Source organism: Kocuria carniphila (genome assembly GCF_004136555.1).
Taxonomy (GTDB): Bacteria; Actinomycetota; Actinomycetes; order Actinomycetales; family Micrococcaceae; genus Kocuria; species Kocuria carniphila.
In genome coordinates, this window is record NZ_NOIT01000004.1 from 71,725 (window position 1) to 97,719 (window position 25,995).

19 protein-coding genes are annotated in these 25,995 nt (G+C 66.1%); 8 read left to right on the top strand and 11 right to left on the bottom strand.

Annotated features, from left to right (window positions below):
* Window positions 1–27: 27 nt before the first annotated feature.
* Both EWV37_RS03875 and EWV37_RS03880 read right to left on the bottom strand, forming a co-directional pair.
* On the bottom strand, window positions 28–3,504 hold the full coding sequence (locus EWV37_RS03875) for an ATP-dependent helicase (RefSeq protein WP_129699943.1): 3,477 nt from the start codon (window positions 3,502–3,504) through the stop codon (window positions 28–30).
* Complete coding sequence (locus EWV37_RS03880; RefSeq protein ID WP_095797430.1) at window positions 3,501–6,896, bottom strand: ATP-dependent DNA helicase; 3,396 nt, start codon at window positions 6,894–6,896, stop codon at window positions 3,501–3,503. The genes EWV37_RS03875 and EWV37_RS03880 overlap by 4 nt, the downstream gene beginning before the upstream one ends.
* A gap of 301 nt (window positions 6,897–7,197) precedes the next feature.
* Between EWV37_RS03880 and EWV37_RS03885 the strand changes: the two genes are divergently transcribed.
* On the top strand, window positions 7,198–7,929 hold the full coding sequence (locus tag EWV37_RS03885; protein WP_274542999.1) for a 3'-5' exonuclease: 732 nt from the start codon (window positions 7,198–7,200) through the stop codon (window positions 7,927–7,929).
* 184 nt (window positions 7,930–8,113) lie between these two features.
* Here the strand turns inward: EWV37_RS03885 and hemL are convergent, their stop codons facing one another.
* The 8 genes from hemL to hemE form a co-directional block, all read right to left on the bottom strand.
* On the bottom strand, window positions 8,114–9,433 hold the full coding sequence (hemL, locus tag EWV37_RS03890) for a glutamate-1-semialdehyde 2,1-aminomutase (RefSeq protein ID WP_129699947.1): 1,320 nt from the start codon (window positions 9,431–9,433) through the stop codon (window positions 8,114–8,116).
* 84 nt (window positions 9,434–9,517) lie between these two features.
* Window positions 9,518–10,525 (bottom strand): porphobilinogen synthase, encoded by a 1,008-nt coding sequence (hemB, locus tag EWV37_RS03895; RefSeq protein WP_129699949.1) that lies wholly within the window; start codon window positions 10,523–10,525, stop codon window positions 9,518–9,520.
* Window positions 10,522–11,379 carry a uroporphyrinogen-III synthase gene (locus tag EWV37_RS03900; protein WP_238663049.1) on the bottom strand — a complete coding sequence of 286 codons (858 nt, stop codon included), beginning with the start codon at window positions 11,377–11,379 and terminating at the stop codon, window positions 10,522–10,524. Before EWV37_RS03900 ends, hemB begins: the two co-directional genes overlap by 4 nt.
* An 8-nt stretch (window positions 11,380–11,387) precedes the next feature.
* Entirely contained in the window at window positions 11,388–12,323 is a 936-nt protein-coding gene (gene hemC / locus EWV37_RS03905; RefSeq protein WP_129699953.1) for a hydroxymethylbilane synthase, read from the bottom strand.
* A complete protein-coding gene (locus EWV37_RS03910; RefSeq protein WP_129699955.1) occupies window positions 12,320–13,534 on the bottom strand; it encodes a ferrochelatase in 1,215 nt (404 codons plus the stop codon). The genes hemC and EWV37_RS03910 overlap by 4 nt, the downstream gene beginning before the upstream one ends.
* Window positions 13,535–13,536: 2 nt before the next feature.
* Complete coding sequence (hemQ, locus tag EWV37_RS03915; protein WP_129699957.1) at window positions 13,537–14,262, bottom strand: hydrogen peroxide-dependent heme synthase; 726 nt, start codon at window positions 14,260–14,262, stop codon at window positions 13,537–13,539.
* 39 nt (window positions 14,263–14,301) lie between these two features.
* Window positions 14,302–15,798, bottom strand: a complete 1,497-nt coding sequence (gene hemG, locus EWV37_RS03920) for a protoporphyrinogen oxidase (protein WP_129699959.1) — start codon at window positions 15,796–15,798, stop codon at window positions 14,302–14,304.
* The gene (hemE, locus tag EWV37_RS03925) at window positions 15,795–16,946 is read right to left on the bottom strand and encodes a uroporphyrinogen decarboxylase (protein WP_238663050.1); all 1,152 of its coding nucleotides are present in this window, start codon (window positions 16,944–16,946) and stop codon (window positions 15,795–15,797) included. Before hemE ends, hemG begins: the two co-directional genes overlap by 4 nt.
* Window positions 16,947–17,070: 124 nt before the next feature.
* On the opposite strand from hemE, the gene EWV37_RS03930 reads away from it, so the two are divergent.
* From EWV37_RS03930 to EWV37_RS03955, 6 genes are all read left to right on the top strand, one after another.
* Window positions 17,071–18,399, top strand: a complete 1,329-nt coding sequence (locus EWV37_RS03930; protein ID WP_129699961.1) for a glutamyl-tRNA reductase — start codon at window positions 17,071–17,073, stop codon at window positions 18,397–18,399.
* 37 nt (window positions 18,400–18,436) lie between these two features.
* The gene (locus tag EWV37_RS03935) at window positions 18,437–19,093 is read left to right on the top strand and encodes a TetR/AcrR family transcriptional regulator (protein ID WP_129699963.1); all 657 of its coding nucleotides are present in this window, start codon (window positions 18,437–18,439) and stop codon (window positions 19,091–19,093) included.
* A gap of 84 nt (window positions 19,094–19,177) precedes the next feature.
* Entirely contained in the window at window positions 19,178–19,411 is a 234-nt protein-coding gene (locus tag EWV37_RS03940; RefSeq protein ID WP_129699965.1) for a DUF3107 domain-containing protein, read from the top strand.
* A 337-nt stretch (window positions 19,412–19,748) separates the two neighbouring features.
* A complete protein-coding gene (locus EWV37_RS03945; protein ID WP_371514628.1) occupies window positions 19,749–21,431 on the top strand; it encodes a DEAD/DEAH box helicase in 1,683 nt (560 codons plus the stop codon).
* A 78-nt stretch (window positions 21,432–21,509) separates the two neighbouring features.
* Entirely contained in the window at window positions 21,510–22,307 is a 798-nt protein-coding gene (locus EWV37_RS03950; protein WP_371514662.1) for a DNA-methyltransferase, read from the top strand.
* Between the two features lie 73 nt (window positions 22,308–22,380).
* Window positions 22,381–23,217 carry an urea carboxylase-associated family protein gene (locus tag EWV37_RS03955; RefSeq protein ID WP_202976178.1) on the top strand — a complete coding sequence of 279 codons (837 nt, stop codon included), beginning with the start codon at window positions 22,381–22,383 and terminating at the stop codon, window positions 23,215–23,217.
* Window positions 23,218–23,358: 141 nt separating this feature from the next.
* On the opposite strand, the gene EWV37_RS03960 is transcribed toward EWV37_RS03955, so the two are convergent.
* Window positions 23,359–24,210 carry a PHP domain-containing protein gene (locus EWV37_RS03960; RefSeq protein ID WP_095797443.1) on the bottom strand — a complete coding sequence of 284 codons (852 nt, stop codon included), beginning with the start codon at window positions 24,208–24,210 and terminating at the stop codon, window positions 23,359–23,361.
* A gap of 97 nt (window positions 24,211–24,307) precedes the next feature.
* Between EWV37_RS03960 and EWV37_RS03965 the strand changes: the two genes are divergently transcribed.
* Complete coding sequence (locus tag EWV37_RS03965; protein WP_129699967.1) at window positions 24,308–25,891, top strand: aminopeptidase P family protein; 1,584 nt, start codon at window positions 24,308–24,310, stop codon at window positions 25,889–25,891.
* Window positions 25,892–25,995: the final 104 nt, after the last annotated feature.

Genomic DNA, 25,995 nt, shown 5'->3' on the forward strand with positions numbered 1-25,995 from the left:
CAGCCACGTTGACACCAAGGGATCTTGTCAGCCATGCACTTGATACATCGACTCGACGATCGCCTCCAGTTCCTGTTCCGTGGCGAGGTCGTGCGGGCGGACTTCCCTGTCCTCGGTCACGTAGTAGAAGGCGGCAGAGACATCGCTCAGGTCCAGTCCGTGCAACCGGGCGAATGCCAACCGGTAAAGCGCCAGCTGTCCTGACTTCCTGCGCAAATCCTGGCCGTGAGGCACTCGTCCCGTCTTCCAATCGATGAGGTCCCAACCACCGGAGTCCGTTCGGAAGACGGCGTCGATCCGGCCGCGCACGGTCACCGAGCCCACTGGCGTCTCCACCGGCAGCTCGATCGCGTACGGTTGACGATTCGCCCACTGGCTCGCGCGGAAGGTCTCGGCGAGCGCGGGCAGGTCGAGCTCTTCATCCACGTAGTCGTCGGCACCCGGCAATTCATCCATGTCGAAGATCGCCGAGTCACCGAAGAAATTCTCGACCCACGTGTGGAACGTCGTACCAGCGCGAGCCGCAGAGCCGGGTCGTGCGGGCATAGGACGGCGCAACCCCATGATGAAGGCTTCAGGGTTGGAGTCCATGGCGACCAGGGCGGACGCGGAGACGTGAGAGGGCATGTGCACGGTGTTGCGCTGTTCCACCGCGTCCCGCTTGGCGATGAGCAGTTCCGCCTCCCGCCGCCAGCGTTTGACGGTTTCCCCGTGCTCACCGGTTTCAAGTTGCTCCGCCGTGAACTCCCGGGTGGTATCGAAGCCACCTGTCTGGACCGCGTGGGCCGCACGGTCCATGCGTTCGCGCCGACCGCTGTGCACGGGCGTCGAGACCGTGAGCTTTTCCTGGCCGTCAACGGACCGCTCCTTGCGAACGATCTCCGGCCCCTCGAGGGGATCGTAAGGCCACAGCGCACTCAACACGGTGTCCGCCTGGGGATTGTCGGTGCCCGGCTCAACCTCGGCCCACTCCCCCAGCTCGAGACCGGGATGGGACTCCTCCGTCATGGCCCGTACTTCCTCCAGGAAGACCGACGGGTCATGCGCGGTTTTCGCGGTGCCTCGGAACACCGAACACGACAGTTCAAGCAGTGTTTTGGCTCGTGTGCAGGCAACGTAGGCCAGGCGGCGTTCCTCGGCTTCATCATGCGTGCCGGCGTCTGCCAGGAAGAGTTCGAACGATTCCTTGAGCGTTTCCACGTCCGTGGGGTCAGCGTTCCACTGCGGCAGCTGTTGGGCATCACCACGCAGGGGCCACGGCAATTTTGAAGAGTCTCCGGTCCAGGCTGATTTCCGTTTCGAGGGAAAATCTCCCTGGTTCATCCCCGGCACGTAGACGTGATCCCATTCCAGGCCCTTGGCCGCGTGCACCGTCAGCAACTGAACGGCGTCGTGACGGGTCTCCTCCGGCGGGAGTTCCAACCCGTTTTCCTCGTGGGCGGCGGCCTCGAGCCACGCAAGGAAGGTCGCAACGTCGTGCGTGCGGGTAGTCGCGCTGAATTGGACGGCCTGGTCGTAGAAACTGTCCACGTTCTTTCGTGCCTGAGCGGGCGTCATGCCGGGGCTCGCGGCCAGTTCCACGTCCAAACCGAGAGTGGTCTCCACCTCATGGATCACAGAGGTGAGTTCGTCACCGAGCACCGACCGCAAATGGTTGAGTTCGGATCGAAGTATCTGCATCCTGCCCAACGCCTGGGGGCTGATGGAGCGACCACGGTAGGACACCCACGTTTCCGAGGGCAGCGTCTCAATGGCCTCAATCAGACTCGCCCGGTCCACGATGTCGCCTTCAACCACGGCAACTGCGGGTTCTTCAGCGGGTGATTCTGCGAGTTCTTCCGCGGAGAGTTCGGTTCGCTGCGCCGCAGCCGCGCGGGACCGAGTTTGCTCTAGGTGACCCGCCCAATCCCCCAGCGCCGCGAGATCCTTGGGTCCGATCCGCCAACGGGAACCGGCCAACAACCGCGCCAGTGCATCGGAACGTCCAGGGTCGGTCAAGACGTACAGCGTGGCCACAATATCTGCGACTTCGGGGGTGCTGAGGAGCCCGCCGAGCCCGACCACCTCGTACGGCACATCCAGCGCCTCGAGTTCCAAGCGGATCGGTTCGAACTGAGCCCGCTTCCTGCACAGAACAGCCATGGTGGGCATCTCGTCCAGCGGCTGTCCTTCGTGGGCGCGCCGCTGTTCCGCGATAGCCCGAGCCGTGGCCTGAGCCTCCTCCGAGTCTGTGACGTACCGACTCACCCGCACAGTCCCGACCGTGGCATGGGGCGAGGGATCGAGCGGGGGCACCTGCACGGTAGACGCGGAACGATTCCACGGTGGTGGGGTACGCAGGGGCGCGGCAATCCGGTTGGCCGCGTCCAGGACGGACTGGCAGTTCCGCCAGGCCACCGTGAGGAAACTCGAATCCGCAAACGCAGCCGGCTCTTCGGAATCCCCGTTGCTGCGCGGAAAGTTCTCCACAAAGCTGAACAGCTGCCCCGCAGACGCGCCACGGAACCCGTAAATGGACTGCTGCGGATCACCCACGGCCATCACGCAGTGCCCGTCCCCAAAGAGTCCGGAGAACAGCTTGAGCTGAGCGTGGGAAGTGTCCTGGAATTCGTCCAACAAGACCACTTTGAAGCGGTCACGTTCGGTGGCACAGGCTCGAGGGTCTACATGCACGATCTCCGCCGCGAGCGCCAGCAAATCGCCGTAGTCCAGGGCAGATTCAATCGTCTTCACTCGTTGGAATCGCTCGACCAGTTGAGCGAGTAGTTCCGTGGTTTCCAATCTTTTGAGCGCATCTTGGATGGGCTTGGCAATCGCCTTTTTCCTACCGACCGGCGGAACATCCACACAGCTCATCCGGAACTGGTGGGCCCACTGCCCCACGTGGTGCGGCGAGACCAAATGCTCGGAGGACTCCGAGGCCAGACTCATCAATCCGGTCGTGAGCGTGGAGACCGCCGGCATGCTTTCCGGCAATGGTCCGTCCCAGCTCTCCACGAGTCGGTGCGCCAATTGCCACGCCTGCGCCTGACCCATGAGCACAGTATCCGCCTCGACCCCCAACCTGAGTCCGTAGCTGCGCACCAGCGAGTTGGCGTAGGAGTGGTAGGTGCTCACGGTGGGTTCTTGCGGCACAACCGGTTCATCGGAATCACCGGGCTCGGGTGCAAACGGCGACTCGTGGGGTGCCGCGACCAGTTGTGCTTCCGGCCCCAGCAGTCCCGCACGACGCAGTCCGCGCAGCTTGCCCTGAATGCGCTCGGCCAGTTCGCCGGCGGCTTTGCGGGTGAAGGTCACACCCAGTATTTGTTCCGGTTCCACGAGCCGATTGGCCACCAACCACGCCATCCGATCGGACATGGTGGTGGTCTTTCCGGACCCCGCACCGGCCACCACGAGCCGTGGCGTCAGCGGAGCTGAAATGACTTCGGCTTGCTGCTGTGTGGGAGGGAAATCCCCCAGTGCCTCGGCAATGTCGAAGGGAGAGTACTGGGGGGTGGTCATCGTTCGCTCACCTGTCGACCTTCTGCGCACAACGGACACACCCAGGGCAGGGTGCATCGCAAACCGAAATTGGACCCGTGTTCCGAATCGTGCCGGGCTTCGAACCGCGTTCCCGAGACCAGGTCCGCGGCACGGGTAATGAGGTCCCTGGCCCACAGATGCTCCGGATCCAGGGGCTGCTGGTTTTGGGTTCCCACTTTCTTGTTACTCGTGCCCAGTTGAACCAGCAGCGCTCCGCCTGGCTGGGCGATCACGGTTCCCTGGGGCAGTTCGATGGGTTCGGAACCGGCCTGCCGCACGGCGGCATCCGGATCCTCGCCGGCAGCCACGGCTCGTTCCCTGATCTCGACTTCGCGACGCATCTGCTCACCCGCCCCGGCCTGCAGGGCCACTTGGTAGGCCCCCAATTGCGGGTGGTTCTCGATCTTCTTGCTTGCCGGCTGGTGCTTGCCCGTCTTGAGGTCGACCACCATGTGATGGCCCTGAGCATCAACCTCTAATCGGTCCACGCGACCGCGCAGCAGAGCATCTCGGGCTTCCCCGCGCACGAGCACGTGGAAACTCCCTTCGACTCCCACCAGCTCGCGTCCGTCATCCTTGCGCGCATTGATCACATATTCCGCGAACTTGCGCAGCATGATCTCCGCGCGTTCCTGTTCCGTGTCGGTGATCCACCCGGGAGGCATACCCAGGCTCGGCCACCGGCGTCGCAGCTCCGCGATCAGTTCGGTGCTCGGAGCATCCGGCATGGTTTCGGCAATGTCGTGAACGAGGGTTCCTAGGCTCCGGCTGAAGTCGGTGACCTCCTCGGCCTTGGCCTCACTCACGAACCAGTCCAGGGGTGACCGGTGAATGGTTTCGATCTTCGACGGGGACACCGGAATCGGATCATCCGCAGCGAACAGCGGCTCGTCGCTACTGAGCGGGGCCCACCCCCACCATTCCTGCGGATCTGCGCCACGCACGGGCTCGGTAAGAGAGGTGAACTCGTGCAGCAACCGCGCTGCCGCTTCGCCCAGTTCGGGGGCCTCCTCGGCATCGAAAACCGTTCGACGCAGTGACCCCGTCAGCTGGCGCAAGGTCAGTGGCACCGGCGCCTCCAGATACTCCAGCTCATGCCCGGAGTCCTCCCCGCCCCATCCCGAGGCGACCAGGTCCAACAACTCTGAGGGCTGCTCATCCTGATTGGACACCGCCGAAACCACCAGCGAAGAGCTCGCACGCGAGACCGCCGTGGCGAACTGACGCAGCTCGTCGAATCGCACCTGACGCAACCGGTCCAAGGGCCCCAACCGGGCCGCCTGCTCCACCCCGAAATCCAAGGCATCGGTGAGGACATCTGTTCCGAGCAGCTGACCGCGCAGAGTCGTGTTGGGCCACACGCCCTGCTGGACTCCGGCCACGACCACGTGGGCCCACTGGCGCCCGGCGGACCCCGCCGGGGTCAAGATCGACACGTTGTCCTCCGCGGGAGCACGAGCGGCCAGCGTGTCCATGGGCAATTCCTGGTGCTCCATGTAATCCATGAAGGCCTGCGCCGTGGCCCCGGGTACCTGATCCACGAAACGCTCGGCGGATTCGAAGAGCCCGACCACGGCATCCAGGTCACGATCGGCCCGCACGGACTCCGCGCCACCCGAGATCGCTCGACGCCGCCACAGCTCGGCAACCCCCGACGCATTCCAGAGCGCCCACAAGACCGATTCGGCGGTGGCACCGGGGGTGGCCAAAGCCTCCTGCCCCGCGTGCAACATGTCCGCGATGCGGTGAGCCGGGCCCGACCGGACCCCGGCGGCCTCCAGCAGCACACCGTCAGTCAAGGCTTCAACCAGCAGTGTGTCACTGGTGCGTCCGCCGCCGGTGCTGAGTTCGTAGACACGCAGTCGCTGCCGGATGCGACGCACATCCATGGGCGAAGCCCCTCCCAACCGGGACGTCAACAGAGCGACCGCGGCCTCCGCGGTCAACAACCGCGGTTCTTCGTCATTGATGGCGGTTTCGCGGGTCTCAGCTCCATCGGGGCCGGAGGGCTTCCCTTGGGAGTCCAGCAAGAGCCGTAGTGCGTTGAGCAGCGGAATCACGGCCGGTTCCTCGCGCAAGGGCGTTTCGGCCGCGGAAGAGGTGGTGGGGACCCCGAGCGAAGACAGCTGCCGGGTCAACGACGACAACTGCGAACCGCTGCGCACGATCACTGCCATCTCCCGGTACGGCACCCCTTCCAGCACGTGGAGCCGCAGGAAGTGATCGGCACACCATCGGGCCTGAGCCGTGGGCGAGTCGAAGACCACCGCGCGCATCGAGCCCGTGTTCTCTACGGAGGACTCCGGCGCTCGGTTGATCCGGGCTCCGGCCACGACTGAAATCGCTCGGGCAACGCGTTGCCAGGCTTGATTGACGTCCGATGGGAGTCGATGAGTGAGGTCCAATGACATCCGACGTAGCGGGTACCGCTCCGTACCCACGCGGTCCTGCAGAGTACGCAGCAGGTCCGGGCGCGCGCCACGGAATCCTTGGACGGTCGTATCCGGGTTAGCCGTATAGATGGCATCCGCCCCGCGGGTCAGTACTCCGATCAAGCGGTAGACCGAGGGCGTTGCCTCCTGCAGATCGTCCACCAGAACGACACCGAGGCGCGCTCGTTCCTCCGCGAGGAACTCGGAGTTCTCCTCCAACACCCTGGCGGCACGGTCCACGAGCTCGGACGGGTCGAAGGCGTTGGGCATGCGCAGCGCACGCACTTGCTGGTACTCGGCACGAAACGCCGCTGCCGTGCGCCATTCCGGGTGGCCCAGCGGCTCGGCCCATGATGAGAGCCGCTCCGGCGGCATGCGGTATTCGTTCATGCGGTCGAACAGTTCGCGCAGTTGTCCCCTGAAACCCCGCGTCTGCAACGCGCGGTCCAGGTCCGCTGGCCACACCATTCCTGTCCCGTGCCCCGCGGTGTGTCCGCGCATCATGTCCGCGATGAACGCATCCTGTTCCGGACCCGACAGCAAGACGGGGGGCTCCATGACACCGGGGAGCAGACCTTGCGCGTGGGCTCGGCGCAACAGGTCGAAGGCGTAAGCCTGCCAGGCCCGCACGAGCGGCGTGCTGATGGTGGCTGCCGCGCGCTGGCTGATCGCATCGCGCAGCTCGGCGGCCTGAGTTCGCGTGGGTGCAAGCACCAGCATCGATTGCGGATCCGCGGCCGCGGCCAAACGCCGCACCACGAACTCCACGAGCGTGCTCGAACGACCCGTACCCGGCGCCCCCAACACCAGCACCGGGCCGTGTCCCGGTTCCAGCTCGGTCACGGCCCGCTGATGGGCATCCGGAGTGAACGTCCGGCCACTCCCCGTGACGGAGCGCGGCGGAAGGATCCGCCAGGGGGTCTCATGCTGCGTCTGCATGGTCCCATCACATCACGCCCGGCGGACACGCATAACGACACCGACGGACGGAGCCGGTAGCGTAAACACCATGCCTTCCCCGCAGCAGCACTCGCCGCACGATCAGCCGGCTCTCTTCGACGTCCCCGACACCGCGCAAGCCACCGATTCCCAGAAATCCGCCGAAGATCCCACACAGGACACGCTGTTCGACGTCGCGGAAGGTCCCGCACTTTCGACGCCCCAGGCACCTCCCGCCGCACCCGCCCGACCGACGGTCCACATTCCGGCAGACAGTGAGCCCGGAACCAAAGCTTTTGCAGTGCCGGAGGGCACAGGTGCTGAGCCCGCACCGGTCGATCCCACGACGCCCTGGACCGCACTCCCCAGGGCGTGCTTCGACCTGGAAACTACCGGCCGCGATCCACAGACCGCCCGCATCGTCACAGCGTCGGTCGTCCTAGTGGCTCCCGACGGCGCCGTCGTCAGCGAGTGGGAATGGCTCGCCGATCCCGGCGTCGAGATCCCGGAGGCCGCCGCCGCGGTCCACGGGATCAGCACCGAGAAGGCGCGGGCCGAGGGACAGGCCGCGAGCGCCGTCGTCACCGAATTGACCGCCGTTCTGGCCGAACTGTGGGGGCAAGGCACCCCGGTACTCGCCTTCAATGCCGCCTACGACCTGACGGTCCTGGCTCGCGAGGGCGAGCGACACGGCGTGCCCTGGGTGGAGCCGTTTCCCGTGCTCGACCCGTTCATCCTGAACAAGCAGGTGCACAAATTCCGAAAGGGCAAGCGCACGCTGGGGGCCTTGTGCGAGGAGTACGGCGTGGTGCTCGACGCCGCTCACACCTCCGCCGCAGATGCCCTGGCCACCGAACGATTAGCCGCGGCCATGGCTGAGAAATTCGCCGAACTGCAGGCCACGGCGAGCGAACTCCACAGGGCCCAAATCGGATGGGCCGCTGAGCAGGCGGCGTCACTGCAGGAGTATTTCCGACGCCGCGACCCGGACGCCGTGGTGGAAGGCACCTGGCCGGTCCACCACCGAGTTTGACCGAATGTTGAAGCCAAACCCGCCCAGTGTCCAGAAAGAACGACGGCGCCGCGCCCCGGCAAGGGACGCGGCGCCGTCGCCGTCGTGGGAGCCAACCACCTTTTGATGCGGTCTTACTGCACGGTAAACCGGTCTACCGTGGAGTAAACCCGCACCAAATGGCCCGCATCCCGCAGAAACGGAATCAGCCCCGCTCGGGCTGGGCCTCCGCAGCGGCCTGAGCGGCGGCGGGCAGTGCGGAGATGATCCGGTCCATGGCCGAGTCATCGTGGGCTGCGGACAGGAACCACGCCTCGAAGACCGAGGGCGGCAGGTACACGCCCGCGTCCAGCATCGCGTGGAAGAACGGGGTGTAGCGGAAGGTTTCCTGTGCCTTGGCGTCCGCGTAATTGTGCACGCCGGTGTCGCGAGTGCCGAACGCGATCGAGAAGAGGTTGCCCGCCTCCTGGATCGAGTAGTTCACGCCAGCGGTGTCCAGTGCCGAGCGCACGGCGTCACGCAGCTGCTCGGAGCGGCGATCGATCGTCTGGTAGGCAATGCGATCGGCACACTTGAGCGTGGCCAGGCCGGCCGCCATGGCGATCGGGTTACCGGACAGTGTGCCCGCCTGGTACACCGGACCGGTCGGAGCCAGGTAGTTCATGACGTCCGCGCGGCCACCGAGTGCCGCGGTGGGCAGGCCGCCGCCAATCACCTTGCCGAACGTGAACAGGTCGGGGGTCCAGCCGCCCTCTGCCTCGTTAGTGAGACCCCAGTAACCGGCCTCGTGCACGCGGAACCCGGTGAGCACCTCGTCCAGGATCATGAGCGCGCCGTGTTCCTGGGTCACGCGGCGGATCTCGGCGTTGAAGTTGTTCTCCGGGGTCACCACGCCCATGTTGCAGGGCGCTGCCTCCGTGATCACCGCGGCGATCTCGCCCGGGTGATCCGCGAAGGCCTGTTCCAAGGCGGTGACATCGTTGTACGGCAGCACCAGCGTCTGGGATGACGTCGCTTCGGTCACGCCCGCCGAGCCCGGCAGGGCCAGGGTGGCCACGCCGGAACCGGCCTCGGCCAGCAGCGAGTCCACGTGACCGTGGTAGCAACCGGCGAACTTGATGACCAGGTCGCGGCCGGTGAAACCGCGGGCCAGGCGCAAAGCGGTCATGGTGGCCTCGGTGCCCGTGGAGACCATGCGGATCTCCTCCACCGGGCCCACACGATCGACCAGCAGCTCGGCCAGTTCGGTCTCGCCGCGAGTCGTGGCACCGAAGGACAGGCCGCGCTCCACAGCCTCGTGCACCGATTCCAACACCACGGGGTGCGCGTGGCCCAGCAGTGCCGGACCCCACGAACCCACGAGGTCCACGTATTCGCGACCGTCCACATCGGTCAGGTACGGACCCTTGGCTGCGGAGATGAACGGAGGGGTACCGCCCACGGAGTTGAAGGCGCGCACCGGGGAGTTCACGCCGCCGGGCATCACGCGTTGAGCACGGTCGAACAGTTCTTGGGAGACACTCATGAGATCACTTGGTTCCTTCCACCGGGGATCTTCCCGGTCGTGTGTGCCGCGGCCGGTTGGGGGCACGCGCGGCGGCAGTCTGATTTAGTTCCCGTTGTCCTGGCGGTACCAGCGCGCCAGTTCGGCGGCGTAGTACGTCAAAATTGAATTGGCTCCCGCGCGCTTGATGGACAGCACGGACTCCTTGACCGCTGCGTCGCGGTCGATCCAGCCGTTACCCGCTGCGGCCTCGATCATCGCGTACTCACCGGAGATCTGGTACGCGGACACGGGCACCGGGGACACCTCGGCCACATCCCGCAGGATGTCCAGGTAGCTCATGGCCGGCTTGACCATGACCATGTCCGCGCCCTCGTCCAGGTCCAGTTGCAGCTCGTGCAGCGCCTCGCGACGGTTCGACGGGTCCATCTGATAGGTCTTACGATCACCCGTGAGCGCCGAATCCACGGCCTCGCGGAACGGACCGTAGAACGCCGAGTTGTACTTGGCGGAGTACGCCAGCACCGAGACATCCTGGTAGCCGGCGGAATCCAGTGCCGCGCGGATCACGCCCACCTGGCCGTCCATCATGCCGGACGGGCCCACCATGTGGGCTCCGGCCTGCGCCTGGGCCACGCCCATTTCGGCGTAGATCCGCAGCGTTTCGTCATTGTCGACCACGCCGTCATCGTCCAGCACACCGCAGTGACCGTGGTCGGTGAACTCGTCCAGGCACAGGTCGGACATGACCACGATGTCATCGCCCACCTCGGCGCGGACCTGGGCGATCGCGTGGTTCAGGATCCCGTCCTCCTCGAGTGAGGCGGATCCCACGGCGTCGCGGGTCTCGGGGATGCCGAACAGCATGATGCCGCCCAACCCCAGCTCCACGGCCTCGGCCGCAGCCTGCTTGAGCGAGTCCACGGTGTGCTGAACCACGCCGGACATGGACTGGATCTCCACGGGTTTGGAAATGCCTTCCTTGACGAACGCAGGCAGGATCAGTTCCTCAGGGTGCACGCGGTTCTCCGCGGCAAAGCGGCGCATGGCCGGATTGGTGCGGAGCCTGCGCGGGCGTGACACCAGGTCGTACAACGGTGCGTGTGAGCTCACGATGATTTCTCCTCGGTCGAACTAGTGGTCTTGAACAAATCTTCCAGGGCGCGATCCACGGCCACAGCCAGGGCCGCCGGACTCGGATCCTCGGCCACAACGGGCGTGAGGCCGCGCTGTCGCAGCGCGGCGGCGGTGGGTTCGCCGATCGCCACCCACCTCGTCCCCCCGGGCGGAGGCGCCAGGCCGTCCAACAGGGCAGCAACGCGCGACGGCGCCGTGGCCACCACGGCGCGGAACTCGCCGCGCGCACACTGGTCGCGAGCGGCGTCGGCGTCGAGCACGGCCGGATCGTCACCGAGCGGAGCGTCTGGCTGTAAAGGCTCGGCGGCCGGTGCGGGCACCATGCGATAGGCGACGGCGGTCGTTACGTCATAGCCGCGCTCGGCCAGTGCATCCGCAAGGGCCGACGACGCCAGTTCGGACGCGGGCACCAGCGCGACTTCCCCCGCGGAGGCGCGTGCGGTGGGCCATTCGGCCAGCATTCCGGCCGCGCTCTGTTCGTGCGACGGGGTGAAGTCCACGCCGATTCCAACCTGTCGTAACGCCGACGCCGTGGCGCGGCCAACCGCTGCAACGGAGAGTTTCGGTGTGCTCGCGCGCGCTCGGTCCAGAGCGGCACCCCAGTCGGAATTGTCGGCGATGGCCGCGAGCGCCCACACCGTGTTCGCGGAGGTGACGGTGAGCCATGTGGGAACCTCAGGGCCAGCGGCGAGATCCAACACGGCCCGCAGGGCAGCGGTGTCCTCGGGCAACTGCGCCTCGAGCAAAGGTGCCACGCGTACGTCGTACCCGCGGTCCCGCAGCAGCCCCGTGAGTTCACGGGACACGGCGGGACCGCGAGTGACCAACACGCGGGATATCACAGGGTCAACCGCGCCAATCGATCGGCGCCGTCGGCCAGAAGTTCGTCGGCGATCCGCACGCCCAGGGCTGCGGCGGCCTCCACGGAGAGTTCATCGGTAGCTTCCGAGCGACGCATGACCTCGGTGCCGTCAGGGTTGGCGACCACCACGTCAAGGTGCAGATCGCCGTCGACCATGCGGCCGAAAGTTCCCACGGGCGCGGCGCAACCGGCCTCGAGCCGGGCCAGCACGGAACGTTCGGCGGTGACCGCCAGGCGCGTAGGCAGGTCATCCACGGCGGCCAGACCGCGGCCCAGCGGTGAATCCTCGGGGAGTTCACTCGAGACCTCGAGCGCGAGCGCGCCTTGCCCCGGTGCCGGCAGCATTCGCTCGGGGTCCAGGTACTCGGTGATCCGACCTTCCAGGCCCAAACGCTTCAGGCCCGACGCCGCCAGCACCACCGCATCCAGGTCGCCCGGGGCCACCCGGTTGAGGCGGGTTCCCACGTTGCCGCGAATGTCCACGATCTTCAGATCGGGGCGCAGTGCACGCAGCTGGGCCACGCGGCGCGGTGAACCCGTACCCACGGCCGCACCCTGCGGAAGTTCGTCCAGCGTGAGACCGTCGCGGGCGCACAGGGCATCCCGGGGATCCTCACGTTCCGGCAGGGCGGCAATGACCAGGCCTTGGACCGGTGCGGTCGGCAGATCCTTGAGCGAGTGCACCGCCAGGTCCACGTCACGGTCCAGCAATCGCGCACGCAGGGCGGTCGCGAAGACCCCGGTGCCGCCCATCTGGGACAGCGGCCCCGTGAGCACATCACCCTCGGTGCGCACGGTGATCAGCTCGGGCGTTAGGTCGGCAGCAGCACCCACGGCATCCGCCGCGTAACCGGTCTGCGTCATCGCCAGCTGGGAACCACGCGTTCCGACCCTGAAGGTTTTTTCGCTCACCGGTAGATCACCTCGCCCTGCTCGTCCATGGCCACGGCAATGGGCTGGTCCAGCGGGGTCTGTGCCACGGTCGGCCGGGGTTCGGTCTGGCCGCGCAGGATCTTGGTGCAGCAGTCCGCGGGGCAGTTGTCGAACCACGTTCCCTGCCCGCACGCCGAGACACGCGGCGGAGCCGTCTCGGTCCCGAGCCGCTGTTCGATGGCGTCCGCGAGCGCCCCCACGAAGGCAGGGTGCGTTCCAGCGGTGGCCACGCGTTCGAATTCGATACCGGCCTCTGCCGCGGCGTCCTTGGCCTCGGTGTCGAGGTCCCAGATGACCTCCATGTGATCGGACACGAAGCCCACGGGCACCACGGCCACGCCCTGCACACCGGATTCGGGAAGAGTCTCGATCACGTCGCAGATGTCCGGTTCGAGCCACGGGATCTGCGGCGGGCCGGAGCGGGACTGATAAACGAGTTGCCAGTTCACGCCGTCCATGGCGCCGCCGAGTTGATCCACGATCCAACGTGAAGCGGCCAGGTGCTGGGCCACGTACGCGGAGTTCTCCTCGAACTCGATGCGTTCAGAACCTGAAGCATAGGCATCGGTGTCCGGAACCGAGTGGGTCGTGAAGAGCACCTCCAAAGGGCCCTCCGCCGTGCGTTCGCGCAGCTTGGCCAGGGCGTCCCGCAGACCTTCCACCGAGGGGGTCAGGAACCCCACCTCGTCGAAGTACGGGCGCACCTTCTCCACGTGCAACGTGTCCGCCAGACCGAGTTCTTCCAGCCCCATGCCGTAGTCCTCACGGTACTGGCGGCAGCTCGAGTATCCGGAGAACGCGCTGGTGGCCAGGACCAACAGGTCCCGGTAACCGCGGTCGTTGCACTCCGTGAGCACATCGGCCACATAGGGGTCCCAGTTGCGGTTGGCCCACAGCAGGGGCACGTCCACGCCGCGATCGCGCAGTTCCGTTTCCAAGGCATCGCGCAGCGCACGGTTCTGGGCGTTGATGGGGCTCACTCCCCCGTTGGCGCGATAGTGGGTGGCGACTTCCTCGAGGCGCTCATCCGGGATGCCGCGCCCACGAGTGACGTTGCGCAGGAACGGAATCACGTCGTCCTGGCCCTCGGGACCACCGAAGGACGAGAGGATCACGGCGTCGAAGTGCCGGGGTTCCGCGGCGCGGGCGGTACTGAGAGGATTGCTGACCTGTTGTTCGACGGGTGCCATGCTTAGCGCAGCACCTCGGCGATCTCACTGGTTTCGATCCGGCGGCCCGTGTAGAACGGGATCTCCTCGCGCACGTGCAGGCGCGCTTCGGTGTTGCGGAACTCGCGCATGACGTCGACCAGGTCCACGAGCTCGGGCGCTTCCAGGGCCAGCAGCCATTCGAAGTCATTGAGCCCGAAGCACGCAATGGTGTTGGCGAGTACCTGCGGGTAGTCGCGAGCCTTCATGCCGTGGTTCTTGAGCATTTCGGCGCGGCGCTCGGAGTTCATGTAGTACCACTCGTAGGAGCGCACGAACGGGTACACGCACACCCATTTCTCGGGGGCAATGCCGCGCGCGTACGACGGCGCGTGGTTGCGGGTGAATTCTGCGTCGCGGTGCACACCCATCGCGTTCCAGACCTGGCGGGTGCCACCCAGCAGCGGCTGGCGGCGGATCTTGCGCACGGCCTCCTGCAGCACGTCGGGTTGATCACCGGTCAACCACACCATGAGGTCGGCGTTGTCACGCATGCCGGAGACGTCGTACACGCCGCGCACGGTCACGTTGTCACCGGACAGTTCCTGGACCAGACGATCGAATTCGGCCTGGTTGACCTCGGAATCGGCGTCCGGGGTGCGGTCCCCGGTTCGCTCCAGCACGGTGTAAACAGCCCAGTACAGCTTCTCCTCGGTCGTTTCCTCCGTCTCGACGGCGGATTGCTGTGCTGCGTGTACGTGCTCACTCATCGTGTGTGTCCTTTCGATGCTCGTGTCATGGCTGAAGTTTCAGTCCCGCTGTGCGGGTGTTTCGTACCCGTGGTTGCGCAGCAGTTTCGCAACCTGCTGGCGTGTGTCGGCCACCACCGCGGCCAGTCCGGTACCGGACAGCCACGCGCCCACGGCAATCACGTTCGGGACGTCCTTGATGGCTCGGCGGAAATCGTTGACGCGCTTGCTGTGGCCCACGTCCGTGCGTGGAAGGGCCGTGTGCCAACGCACCACGTCCGCTCCGACCAGTTGTTCGGGCCCGATGTGCACTCCCATGAGGGTGCGCGCGTCGCTGATGGCCAGTGAAATCAGGTGCCCGTCGGGCAACGCGACCTCGGGTGGGACCGTGTCGGAACCGGCGTCAGCACGCCCGTAGGACAGCCGCAAAACGTGCCGGTGTTCTCCGGCCTCGCGCTGAACCCACGCCCACTTGGCGCTCGAGTGCGTCAGCGCCTTGGCGCGCACCTCTTCCACGTCCGAGCTGACCAGCAGCCCGGTGCCGCGCGGGGCGCCGTCGAGATCGGGGCAGTCCAACACCAGCGTGGCCAGGGCAACGCGCGGCCCGGGCTTCGGAGAGTAACGCTGCGAATCGGGCAGGTGACCGCCCATGAGTCGCACCGTGGTGGGGCCGTCCGCGGCCATGACCAGGAGCTCACCGCGCGCCACGGCAGTCTTATCGCCGTTCTGTGGCTGACGCTGAATGACCATCCAGCCGGGGCGGCGGGGATCGCGGTCGAGCGCGATCACGTCGTAGTCGGTGACGATCTTGACGCCGCGGGATTCCACGTCGCGCACCAACCGCTCGCTGAGCTGGTTCATGCCGCCGTCCAGACTGGCCACATTCGCACCGGCCGGACTCTTGGCACGCAGCGCTCCGGCGGCTGCGCACAGGCTGCCGTGCTCGCGGAGACCGGCGCGCAGACCGGGGGCGACGGCGTCGACGTCGAGTTCATCTGGGTGGGTCGAGTACACGCCGGACACGAACGGGGTGACCAGCCGCTCGAGCACACGGGCACCCAGACGGGCGCGCACCAACGAGCCCAGCGATTTTTCCCCCGCCCCCACCGAAGCGGGCAGCATCCGGTCCATCCGCGCGCGGGCGATTCCGGAGCGTCCCAGGGCGGGTCGCAACGACGACGCCGCGGGGTCGGCGGGAATGCCCAGCACGCCGGTGTTGGGCGCGGGCATCGCACCTTCGGGAAGGTACAACCACGAGCCTGCCGGATTGGGGCTGACCACGCGGTCACTGAGGTTCAAGTCTTCGAGCAGCTGCGGGACGGCGTTCGAACGGGTCGCAAACGACTCCGCTCCCGAGTCCAGGACCAGCCCGGCGACCTCGTGGGCGCCCACGGCACCGCCGAAGTGATCGTCGGCTTCGACCAGCGTGACGCGCAAGCCCGCGGCGGCCAAATCTCTGGCCGCCGTCAAACCGGCAACGCCACCACCCACGACCAGGGCCGTGCGGGCCTTACGCCGAGTACCGGTAGCGGCCGTTGCACCTGGCGAAGTTGTCACTGCGTCTCCTTGTGAATGAAGGCCACCAGGTCGGTCAGTACCTCGGGGTCGGTTTCCGGAGGAACGCCGTGACCCAGGTTCACCACGTGTGCGAGCGCGCTCTGGCCGCGGCGCAGAACGTCGCGAGCGTGTTCGTGCAACACCGATCGAGGGGCAGCCAGTAACGCGGGGTCGATATTGCCTTGTACCACCGTACGCTTTCCGACCCGTTCCACGGCGGTGTCCAAGGGGATGCGGTAGTCGACACCCACGGCGTCCGCTCCTGCGTCACGCATGGCGGCCAACAACTCACCCGTACCGGTGCCGAAGTGGATGCGCGGCACTCCCAGATCGGCCACGGCGGCCAGTGCATCCGCCGAGTGACGCTGCACGTGTTCGAGGTAATCGGCGAGCGAGAGCGAACCGGCCCACGAGTCGAAGAGCTGCACCGCTGAGGCACCGGCCTGGACCTGAGCTCGCAGGAATGCACCGGAGGTCCGGGCCGCCCACTGGGCCAGGGCATCCCAGGCCTGGGGGTCCGCGTGCATCATGGTGCGCGGACGCAGGTGATCCCGGGACGGGCCACCCTCTACGGCGTAGGCAGCGATCGTGAACGGTGCGCCGGCGAAACCAATCAAAGGGGTGTCACCCAACAGGTCCACGGTGCGGGAGACGGCCTCGCGAATGGGGTCGAGAGCGGCGTCGGGAAGTTCGGGCAAGGCCGCGACGTCGGCGGCGGTGCGTACGGGCTGGTCCAGGACGGGACCGCGACCGGCCACGATATCCACGCCCACGCCAGCCAGCTTCATGGGGACCACGATGTCCGAGAAGAAGATGCCCGCGTCCACCTTGTGGCGACGCACCGGCTGCACGGTGATCTCGGCAGCGAGCTCGGGGGTGAGGCACGCTTCCAACATGCCGGTGCCTTCACGAGCCTCGCGGTACTCGGGCAGCGAGCGCCCCGCCTGACGCATGAACCACACCGGGGTGTGGGGCGCGCCCAAGCCACGCAGCGTGCGGATCAACGCGGAGTTGGCGACCTCGTCACGCTTGAGCGGGTGATCCGAGCTCAATGCTGCGATGCGTTGATCCCAAGACTGCTGCTCGGTGGAGTCGGTACGGTGTGCGGGGTCGCTGGGCGCGGCGGCGCTGAAGTCCTGGGAAGCCATAGTGCCTCCCATTGTGCCAAGGAAACATGGGAGTTTTATTGACGACCTGTCCACGTCCGGGCAAGTCGCCTACGGCATGGTTATGCTGAGAGCACCAGAAGAATTCGTCTAGAATGGCTGGATTGTGGTCCTTTTCTGTCTTGTCGCCTCGCACCGCTCCGTCGACCTCAACACGGTCGCACGGCTCAGTACCGGTGCCCTGGGCGTGGCTGAAGAAGCGGTCTCCGAAGGCGCCTTGAACGGCGCCGTGACGTTGTCCACGTGCAACCGGCTGGAGCTCTACGGTGAGCTCAAGACCGACCAGCACGGAGACCCCGCGGGTCAGGTGGCCCGCGCCCAGCAGGAAATCGTGGAGCGCATTGCCCAACGAGCAGGCTTGGACGAACGGTTCGTTCTGGAAACCATGGACGCGTTCACCGGGGTTGAGGTCCCCCAGCACCTGTTCACTGTGGTCTCAGGACTGGAATCGGCCGTTGTGGGCGAACGCGAAATCACCGGTCAGGTCCGGCGTGCGTTGAACCAGGCCCAGCAGTCCGGGACCGTTTCCGGTCATCTCGTGCAGTTGTTCGAGTCCGCCGCCCGCACGGCCCGCGAAGTGGGTTCGCGCACCGAGCTCGGTGAACGGGGCCGCTCCATAGTCTCCGTGGCCCTGGATCTCGCCGATGACATCACCGCCCGCTCGTGGCCCGAGCGCCGCGCCCTGGTCTTCGGAACCGGTGCGTACGCGGGAGCCACTATGGCGGCCCTGCGCGATCGTGGTTGCGCGGACATCGAGGTGTATTCCGGATCCGGCCGCGCCGAACAATTCACTGACCAGCGCGGTGGAAGCCCCGTCTCGGACGCCGAGCTGCCCGCGGCCCTGCGCCGCGCGGACGTGATCATCGGCTGCTCGGGAGGATCTTCCCCCATGTCCGCGTCGTCGTTCCCGGGAGGCCCCCGCACCGTGGTGGACCTGGCCCTGACCCGCGACTTCGACCCCGCCATTGCAGACCTGCCGCACGTGGAACTCATCACCCTCGAGTCCGTCCGCGTGGCCGCCCCCGATGAAACCGGAGAGTCCGTGGCCGCCGCCAGCGACATCGTGAACCAGGCCGCCCAGAAGTTCGAGGCTGCCCAGAACGCCCGCGCCATGGACGACGCGATCGTCGCGCTGCGCAAGCACACCATGGCCGTCCTGGACGCCGAAATGGAAAAGGTTCGTTCCCACCACGGCTGCACCGGCGCCGAGGACCAGATCGAAATGGCCCTGCGCCGGATGGTCCGCTCGCTGTTGCACACTCCCACCGTTCGAGCAAAGCAACTGGCCTCACAGGGCCGTGCTGACGAATACTTCACCGGATTGGAAGCGCTGTACGGAATCGAGGTGGGTGCCCCCGCCCATCGCGAATCCCAGCAGAATCCCCCCGCGGATCAATCCCCCTCGACTACTGCGCAGAATCGCGCGGTCGGCTAATCACAAGGCGGGGGCTCCCGCCGCGAGGAGGACCACAATGAATCTGCAACCTAATAGCCAACCGGAACAAACAGTCGCCGGTACCTCCAACTACTCTCGCGCGCCGCGGATGGCCAAGGAAGACCGCCGCGATCAATTGCTCACAACCGCGCTGAACGCCTTCGCGGACGGTGGATACCACACCACGTCCATGGACGACATTGCAGCCGCCGCGGGCGTCTCGAAGCCGGTTCTGTACCAGCACTTCCCGGGCAAGCGGGAGCTGTATCTGGCGCTCGTGGAGTACACATTGGTGGACCTGTCCGCCAAGTTGGATCATTCACTGGCGGCCAGTGATGTGAATCGAATCCGCGTGGAGTCCATGATCGACACCCATTTCGAGTTCGTGGAACATCAACCGCAGGCCCACCGCTTGGTCTTCAGCGCGGACCTGTTGGCGTTCCCCGAGGTCGCGGACAGGCTCAACAACTTCTACGACGGCATTGCCGGCATCATCGCGTCCGTGCTCGGCCCGAACGTGGGTATTCCCCACACCCAAGCCGCGATGCTCGGCCGAGGCCTGGTGCAAATGGTGCAGACGGCGGCGGTGTACTGGGCACAGCACCCGGAAAGTGCCACCCGGCAGGAAGCTCAACAACAAGTGTTCCGTTTAGCCTGGGGCGGAATCAGCATCCTCGATGAGGATTGGAAGTAGGCCACTCCTAGACTGGCTCTCAATCACAGGTGTCAGTCTCGCCGGGCGAGCTGCACCCCTCAACCAAGCAGGAGGTAAACCGACGTGGACATCAAGATCGGTATCCAGAACGTGGGTCGTGAACTGACGGTCAACGCAGACCTGACCGCCGAAGAGGTCAAGGCCAAGGTGACCGAAGCCCTCAGCTCCGGCACTCCCCTGGTCTTGAAGGACTCCAAGGGAACAACCACGGTCATTCCTTCCGAGAAGATCGGTTACGTGGAAACCGGCACCGAGACCAAACGTCACGTGGGTTTCACTCCGCTCCCGCAGAGCTGATTTCGGGTCTGCAGAGTCTCTGGCCGCCGAACGTGTGAAAGCACCGCCTCATACTCACGAGGCGGTGCTTTCCGCTTCTGGCGGTTACACTGGGAAACGTTGACAGGATGACCGGTCGTCGGTTGAGACCGTAACGTTCACTTTTCGCTAGTCCGAGTCGGCCCGGCAGGGTTGCTGACCGCAACGCTCCGTGAGCCCCGGATCTGCATTTGTTTCACGATCGGCTTCCACTTCGCCGCGCGGCGGCCCCCGGCGTTCTCGCCCCCCATCCCCTCACGGGACGGTCACGAGTGCGCCGGTGACGGGCCCCGCGATGTACCCGAAACAAAGGACCATCGTGACCGAAATTACCGTAACCACCGAGCCCAACGGCCCGGACACCGACGAGGCCGGAACCCAGGCCATCGAAACCGCTGAACCCGAAGTAACACAGACGTTCGCGGACTTCGGCGTACGCCAGGACATCGTGGATGCACTGGCCAATCACGGCATCACCTCGCCGTTCCCCATCCAGTCCATGACGCTGCCCGTGGCACTGTCCGGTCAGGACATCATCGGACAGGCCAAGACCGGCACCGGCAAGACCCTGGGCTTCGGCATTCCCGCCCTGCAGCGCGTGATCGGCCGCGATGACGCCGGCTGGGACAAGCTCAAGAACCCCGGGGCCCCGCAGGCCCTGATCGTGGTCCCCACTCGCGAACTCGCCGTTCAGGTCGGTAACGACCTGGCCGTGGCCGCCAAGACCCGCAACGCCCGCGTGGCCACCATTTACGGTGGCCGCGCCTACGAGTCCCAGATCGAGGAGCTCAAGCGCGGCGTAGAGGTCGTCGTGGGCACCCCGGGTCGTCTGATCGACCTCAACCGTCAGCGCTACCTGGATCTGAGCCACGTGGGCCTGGTTGTGCTGGACGAGGCCGATGAGATGCTGGACCTGGGCTTCCTCCCGGATGTGGAGAAGCTGCTCAGCGCCGTTCCCGAGGTCCGCCAGACCATGCTGTTCTCGGCCACCATGCCCGGCCCCGTGGTTGCCATGGCCCGCCGTTACATGTCCCGCCCCATGCACATCCGTGCCGCCGCACCGGATGAGGGAAGCACCAAGAAGGACATCCGCCAGGTCATCTACCGCGCCCACCACCTGGACAAGGACGAGGTCGTGGCGCGCATTCTGCAGGCCGAGGGTCGCGGTCGCTCGATCATCTTCACGCGCACCAAGCGCGCCGCCGCCAAGCTGGCCGACGAGCTGATCCACCGCGGTTTCGCCGCAGCCCCGCTACACGGCGACCTGGGTCAGGGCGCTCGTGAGCAGGCCCTGCGCGCGTTCCGTAACAACAAGGTGGACGTCCTGGTCGCCACGGATGTCGCCGCGCGCGGTATCGACGTGGAAGACGTCACGCACGTGATCAACTTCCAGTGCCCCGAGGACGAGAAAACCTACCTGCACCGCACCGGTCGCACCGGCCGCGCGGGAAATAAGGGTACGGCCGTCACTTTCGTCGACTGGGACGATGTGCCCCGCTGGCGTCTGATCGACAAGGCCCTCGAGCTGGGTGTTCCGGAGCCCGTGGAGACCTATTCGTCTTCCGAGCACTTGTTCACCGAACTCAACATCCCCAAGGGCACCAAGGGTCGGCTGCCCAAGGCTCAGCGCACCCACGAGGGTCTGGACGCGGAGACGCTCGAGGACCTGGGCGAGCCCGGCAAGAAGTCCCGTTCCCCGCGTGAGGGCTCGGATTCACGACGCCGCAGCGGCGACTCCCGCTCGTCGGGCACCCGCCAGGGTGGTCGGGGTCGCGGTGGTCGCGGTCGCAGCGAAAACTCCTCCGATGCGCCCCGCAAGGATGAGAACGATCAGCCTCGCGCCCAGCGTGAGAAGGTCGAGCGCGAAAAGACCGTGGAGGCCACGGACGGTGGCCGCAAGCGGCGTCGTCGTCGCCGTCGTCCCTCCGGCCAGAATCAGGGCCAGAACCAGGGCAACGGGCAGCAGGGTGGCGCCCAGCAGGTCAACCCCGGCGCGGAGTAACGCGAATTGACGGAGAAGGACTCGTTCCGGTTCGATCCCCACGGGGACAGTTGCATCATTCAAGGTGACAACTTGGCTGTGCTGAGCACGCTCCCGGACGAGTCCTTCACCGTGATCTACCTGGACCCGCCGTTCAACACGGGCCGGGCGCAGGTGCGCCGAACCACCAAGTCCATCCCCGTGGCGGACGGCGAGGGCGATCGCGTGGGGTTCTCCGGCCGGTCCTACGAGACCGTCATGGGGCAGTTGCGCCGCTACGACGACTCGTTCGCCGACTACCTCGCGTTTCTGGAACCGCGGCTGGTCGAGGCGCGGCGATTGCTCACCCACGACGGCACGCTGTATCTGCACCTGGACTACCGCGAGGTGCACTATGCCAAGATCATGTTGGATGCGCTGTTCGGACGGGACAGTTTCCTGAACGAGATCATCTGGGCCTACGACTTCGGTGGTAAATCCACTCGGAAGTGGCCGTCCAAACACGACACGATCCTGGTCTACGTCAAGGACCCCAAGAAGTACCACTTCGATTCCGCCGAGGTGGATCGGGAACCGTACATGGCACCGGGCCTGGTCGGACCGGAGAAGGCTGCCCGCGGCAAACTTCCCACCGACGTGTGGTGGCACACGATCGTCTCCCCCACCGGCAAGGAGAAGACCGGTTACCCCACGCAGAAACCGGTGGGAATTCTGCGTCGCATCATCGCGGCGTCCTCGCGACCCGGTGACTGGGTGCTGGACTTCTTTGCCGGTTCCGGAACCACCGGCGCGGCAGCCCAGCTCCTCGGTCGCAAATTCGTGTGCGTGGATGTGAACCCGGAGGCCGTCGAGATCATGTCGGAGCGCCTGCCCGATACTCCCGTGCACACGGTCTGATGCTACGGTCGCGCACGTACCGTTCCGGCTTTGAGCCGTTCCACCCACGACGCAGCGAAGCGAGCCAGCCATCGTGCCAGCTACTCCGGACCACCGACTGACCGAAGCCGCCTATCAGGGACCTGCATTGCAGGTCGACCGGGACTTCTACGGCCGGATCGGCCAGGACACCGGTCGGCGCACGGTCGTGAACGAACTGACCGTCCCGATTCGCTCGGGCCGCGCGTGGGAAGTCCCCGCGGGTCACGTGTGCCGGATCTCCACGGTGGACGGCCCGCAGGTGGGAGACCTCAATCTGTGGAACCGGCATGATCCTCGCGAGCGGTTCTGGGCCTCACGCACCCGTCAGCTGCAGGCAGCCCATGTCAGCACGTTCGATCGTTTGTGGTCCACACTGCCGTTCCTGCGACCCATGGCCACCATCGTGGGCGACACACTGTCCGATTACGGGGTGGACGGTGAGGGCGGGCGCGTCCACGACACCCTGGGCACACGCTGCGATCCGTACGTTTCACGCATGCTCAACAACGCGGATTTCGACTACCACTGTCACTCGAATCTGACCCGCGCCGTGCTGCCGTTCGGGCTCACCGAGTTCGACGTGCACGACGTGCTCAACGTCTTCCAGTGCACCGGACTCAATGAGCGCGACGAGTACTTCATGAAGACCTGCCCCGCTCGACCCGGCGACTACTCCGAGTTCTTCGCCGAGCAGGATCTTCTGGTGGCCCTGTCCGCGTGCCCCGGCGGCGATCTCTCCGCGCCGATGTTCGGGGAGGACAGCGAGGACCCGGTCGGCAACTGTCATCCCTTGGCGGTCACGGTCTACTCGCTGGATCCGGAACTCACGCGTGGTTGGAGTGAACCCGAGTCACCGCGGTACGGTGGGCGTCACGGACTGGCAGAGTAGCCCTGGGCCTGAACCGCTTGACCGGCGTACGCCGCTCTGGCGCGTCTGGCGCGTCTCGTGCCGCTGACCGCTAGATGCTGCGCACTCGCTGCTGAGACGCCACTGTATTCCGCCCCAGCGGTTCGCCGTACCGAGTCGCACTTACGGCCAGCGCACCTCGACGCTCGAGGTGGCCTCTTCACTGATGCGGGTCAGCGACTGCACGGACGTGGAGTTCTCCCCCAGCAGATTCGGTTTGCCCTTGCCGTGGTAGTCGCTGGAACCGGTCACTATCAGATCATGGTCCGCCGCCATCTGCATGAGGATCGCCCGGGTCTCGTCCGGGTTGTCCCGGTGGGCGACTTCCAGGCCGGCCAACCCGGCGTCGATCATGGCGTTGAAGTCCGCGGTCGTGGGGATCCGGCCCCGTGTGGGAGCCATGGGGTGTGCACACACCGGAACACCGCCGGCGGCGCGCACGAGCTTGATGGCCTCCACCGGGTCCATGGTCGTGTGCCGCACGTAGTACGGCGAACGACCCGACAGGATGTCGGAGAATGCCGCGGAACGGTTGGAGATGATGCCCAGTTCCACGAGTGCGTCCGCAATGTGCGGGCGACCCACGGTCGCGTCCGTCCCCACGTGGCGCAGGACATCGTCCCATGAGATGTCGTAGTCGGCGGAGAGCAGCTCCACCATGCGCTTGGCCCTGCTGAGCCGCCCGGAGCGAGAGGACTCCACCGCATTCCACAAGGGTTCGTAGGTGGGGTCGTGCAGGTAACTGAGCATGTGCACCGACACACCATTGGACGTGGTGCACGTGATTTCCATGCCAGGAACGAAAGCCAGCCCCAGTTCGACGGCGGTGTCGCCGGCCTCTTGCCAGCCCGCGGTGGTGTCGTGATCGGTCAACGCGAAAACGTCCAGACCGGCGGCCTTGGCCGAGCGAGCGACGTCGGCGGGTGTTTCGGTCCCGTCCGACGCGATGGAGTGGGTGTGGAGGTCGATGCGCATCACTGGCAACGATACCCGCAGCGTCTCATTTGACCCGCGTGGCACCATGGAAGCAACGATTCCAGCGATACAGCGCACCAAGGAGATGAATACGTACATGAGCGAAAGCTCCCAGCACGTCACCCCGTCCGCAGCGTCCCAGGACAGCGAGGAACAGCCGCTCGAGCAGCGCGTGGACAACCGCTCGCAGCGCCCTAACACGGATGCCTTCCGTGAATTCATGGCGTCCGGGTGGGCCGCTCCCGAAACCACGAACACCGCCCGTTCCGAGGTCGCCGAATACGCCGCCGCGCGCCGCGCCAAGCTGTCTCGTTTGTTCCCCGGCGAGCGTCTGGTGATTCCGGCCGGTGCTCCCAAGGTGCGTTCCAACGACACCGATTACCGTTTCCGGCCGCACTCTGCGTTCGCGCACGTGACCGGCATGGGTGTGGACCACGAGCCGGAAGCTGTTCTGGTCATGGAGCCCACCGAGGACGGCCAGGGCGATAACGGCAGCGGCCACACCGCCACCCTGTACTTCCACCCGATGGCCGGCCGCGACTCGGACGAGTTCTACGCTGACGCCAAGAACGGTGAGTTCTGGGTGGGTCCGCGCCCCACCCTGCAACAGCTCTCCGATGAGTTCGATCTGCCCACCGAGGACCTCTCGGGCCTTGAGGACGCCGTGACGGTCAACGCCGGCAACGCGGCCCTGGGCGGCATGACCATCCGCTTGGTGCGCGACGTGGACCTGAACATGGACGCTCTGGTGGACACCTCCCGCCTGAACACCGGTGTGGACCTGGAACAGTCCGATGCCAAGGACGCCAACCTCACGGAGGCGCTGAGCGAGCTGCGCCTCATCAAGGACGACTATGAGATCGGTCAGCTGCGCCACGCGGTCGACGCCACGATTCGCGGCTTCGAGGACATCGTGGCGGTCCTGCCCCGCGCGATCGGTGGCGAGCGCGGCGAACGCGTGGTCGAGGGCGCGTTCTTCTCCCGCGCCCGGCTGGAAGGCAACGACCTGGGCTACGACACCATCGCGGCGTCGGGAAACAACGCCACGGTGCTGCACTGGATCCGCAACAACGGGTCGGTCAAGCCCGGCGAGATGATCCTGGTGGACGCGGGTGTCGAGGCCGAGTCGCTCTACACGGCGGACCTCACTCGCACCCTGCCGGTCGACGGCAGCTACACGGACATCCAGCGCAAGGTCTATCAGGCCGTGCTCGACGCCGCCGACGCCGCCTTCGAGATCGCCGTGCCCGGCAACAAGTTCCGCGACGTGCACGCGGCCGCCATGAAGGTCCTGGCCCAGCGGCTCGAGGAATGGGGCCTGCTGCCGGTATCGGCGGATGTGTCCCTGTCCGAGGCCGGCCAGCACCACCGTCGCTGGATGCCGCACGGCACGAGCCACCACCTGGGTCTGGACGTGCATGACTGCGCCCAGGCCAAGCGTGAGCTCTACCTGGACGCGGTCATCGAACCCGGCATGGTGTTCACGATCGAACCCGGCCTGTACTTCAAGACCGAGGACCTTTCCATCCCAGAGGAGTACCGGGGCATGGGCGTGCGCATCGAGGACGACGTGTTGATCACCGAGAACGGCAACGAAAACCTTTCCGAGGCCCTCCCGCGTTCCCCCGAGGACGTGGAGACCTGGATCCAGGGGATCTGGAACCGCTCGGCCAACGCATAAGCGGAACTCCTCGGATCTGTCACGCGGTCCGAGGACCCGACATACACGAACCGCGGTGGGTCACTCACGAGGAGTAACCCACCGCGGTTCTTCGGTGGAGGGGT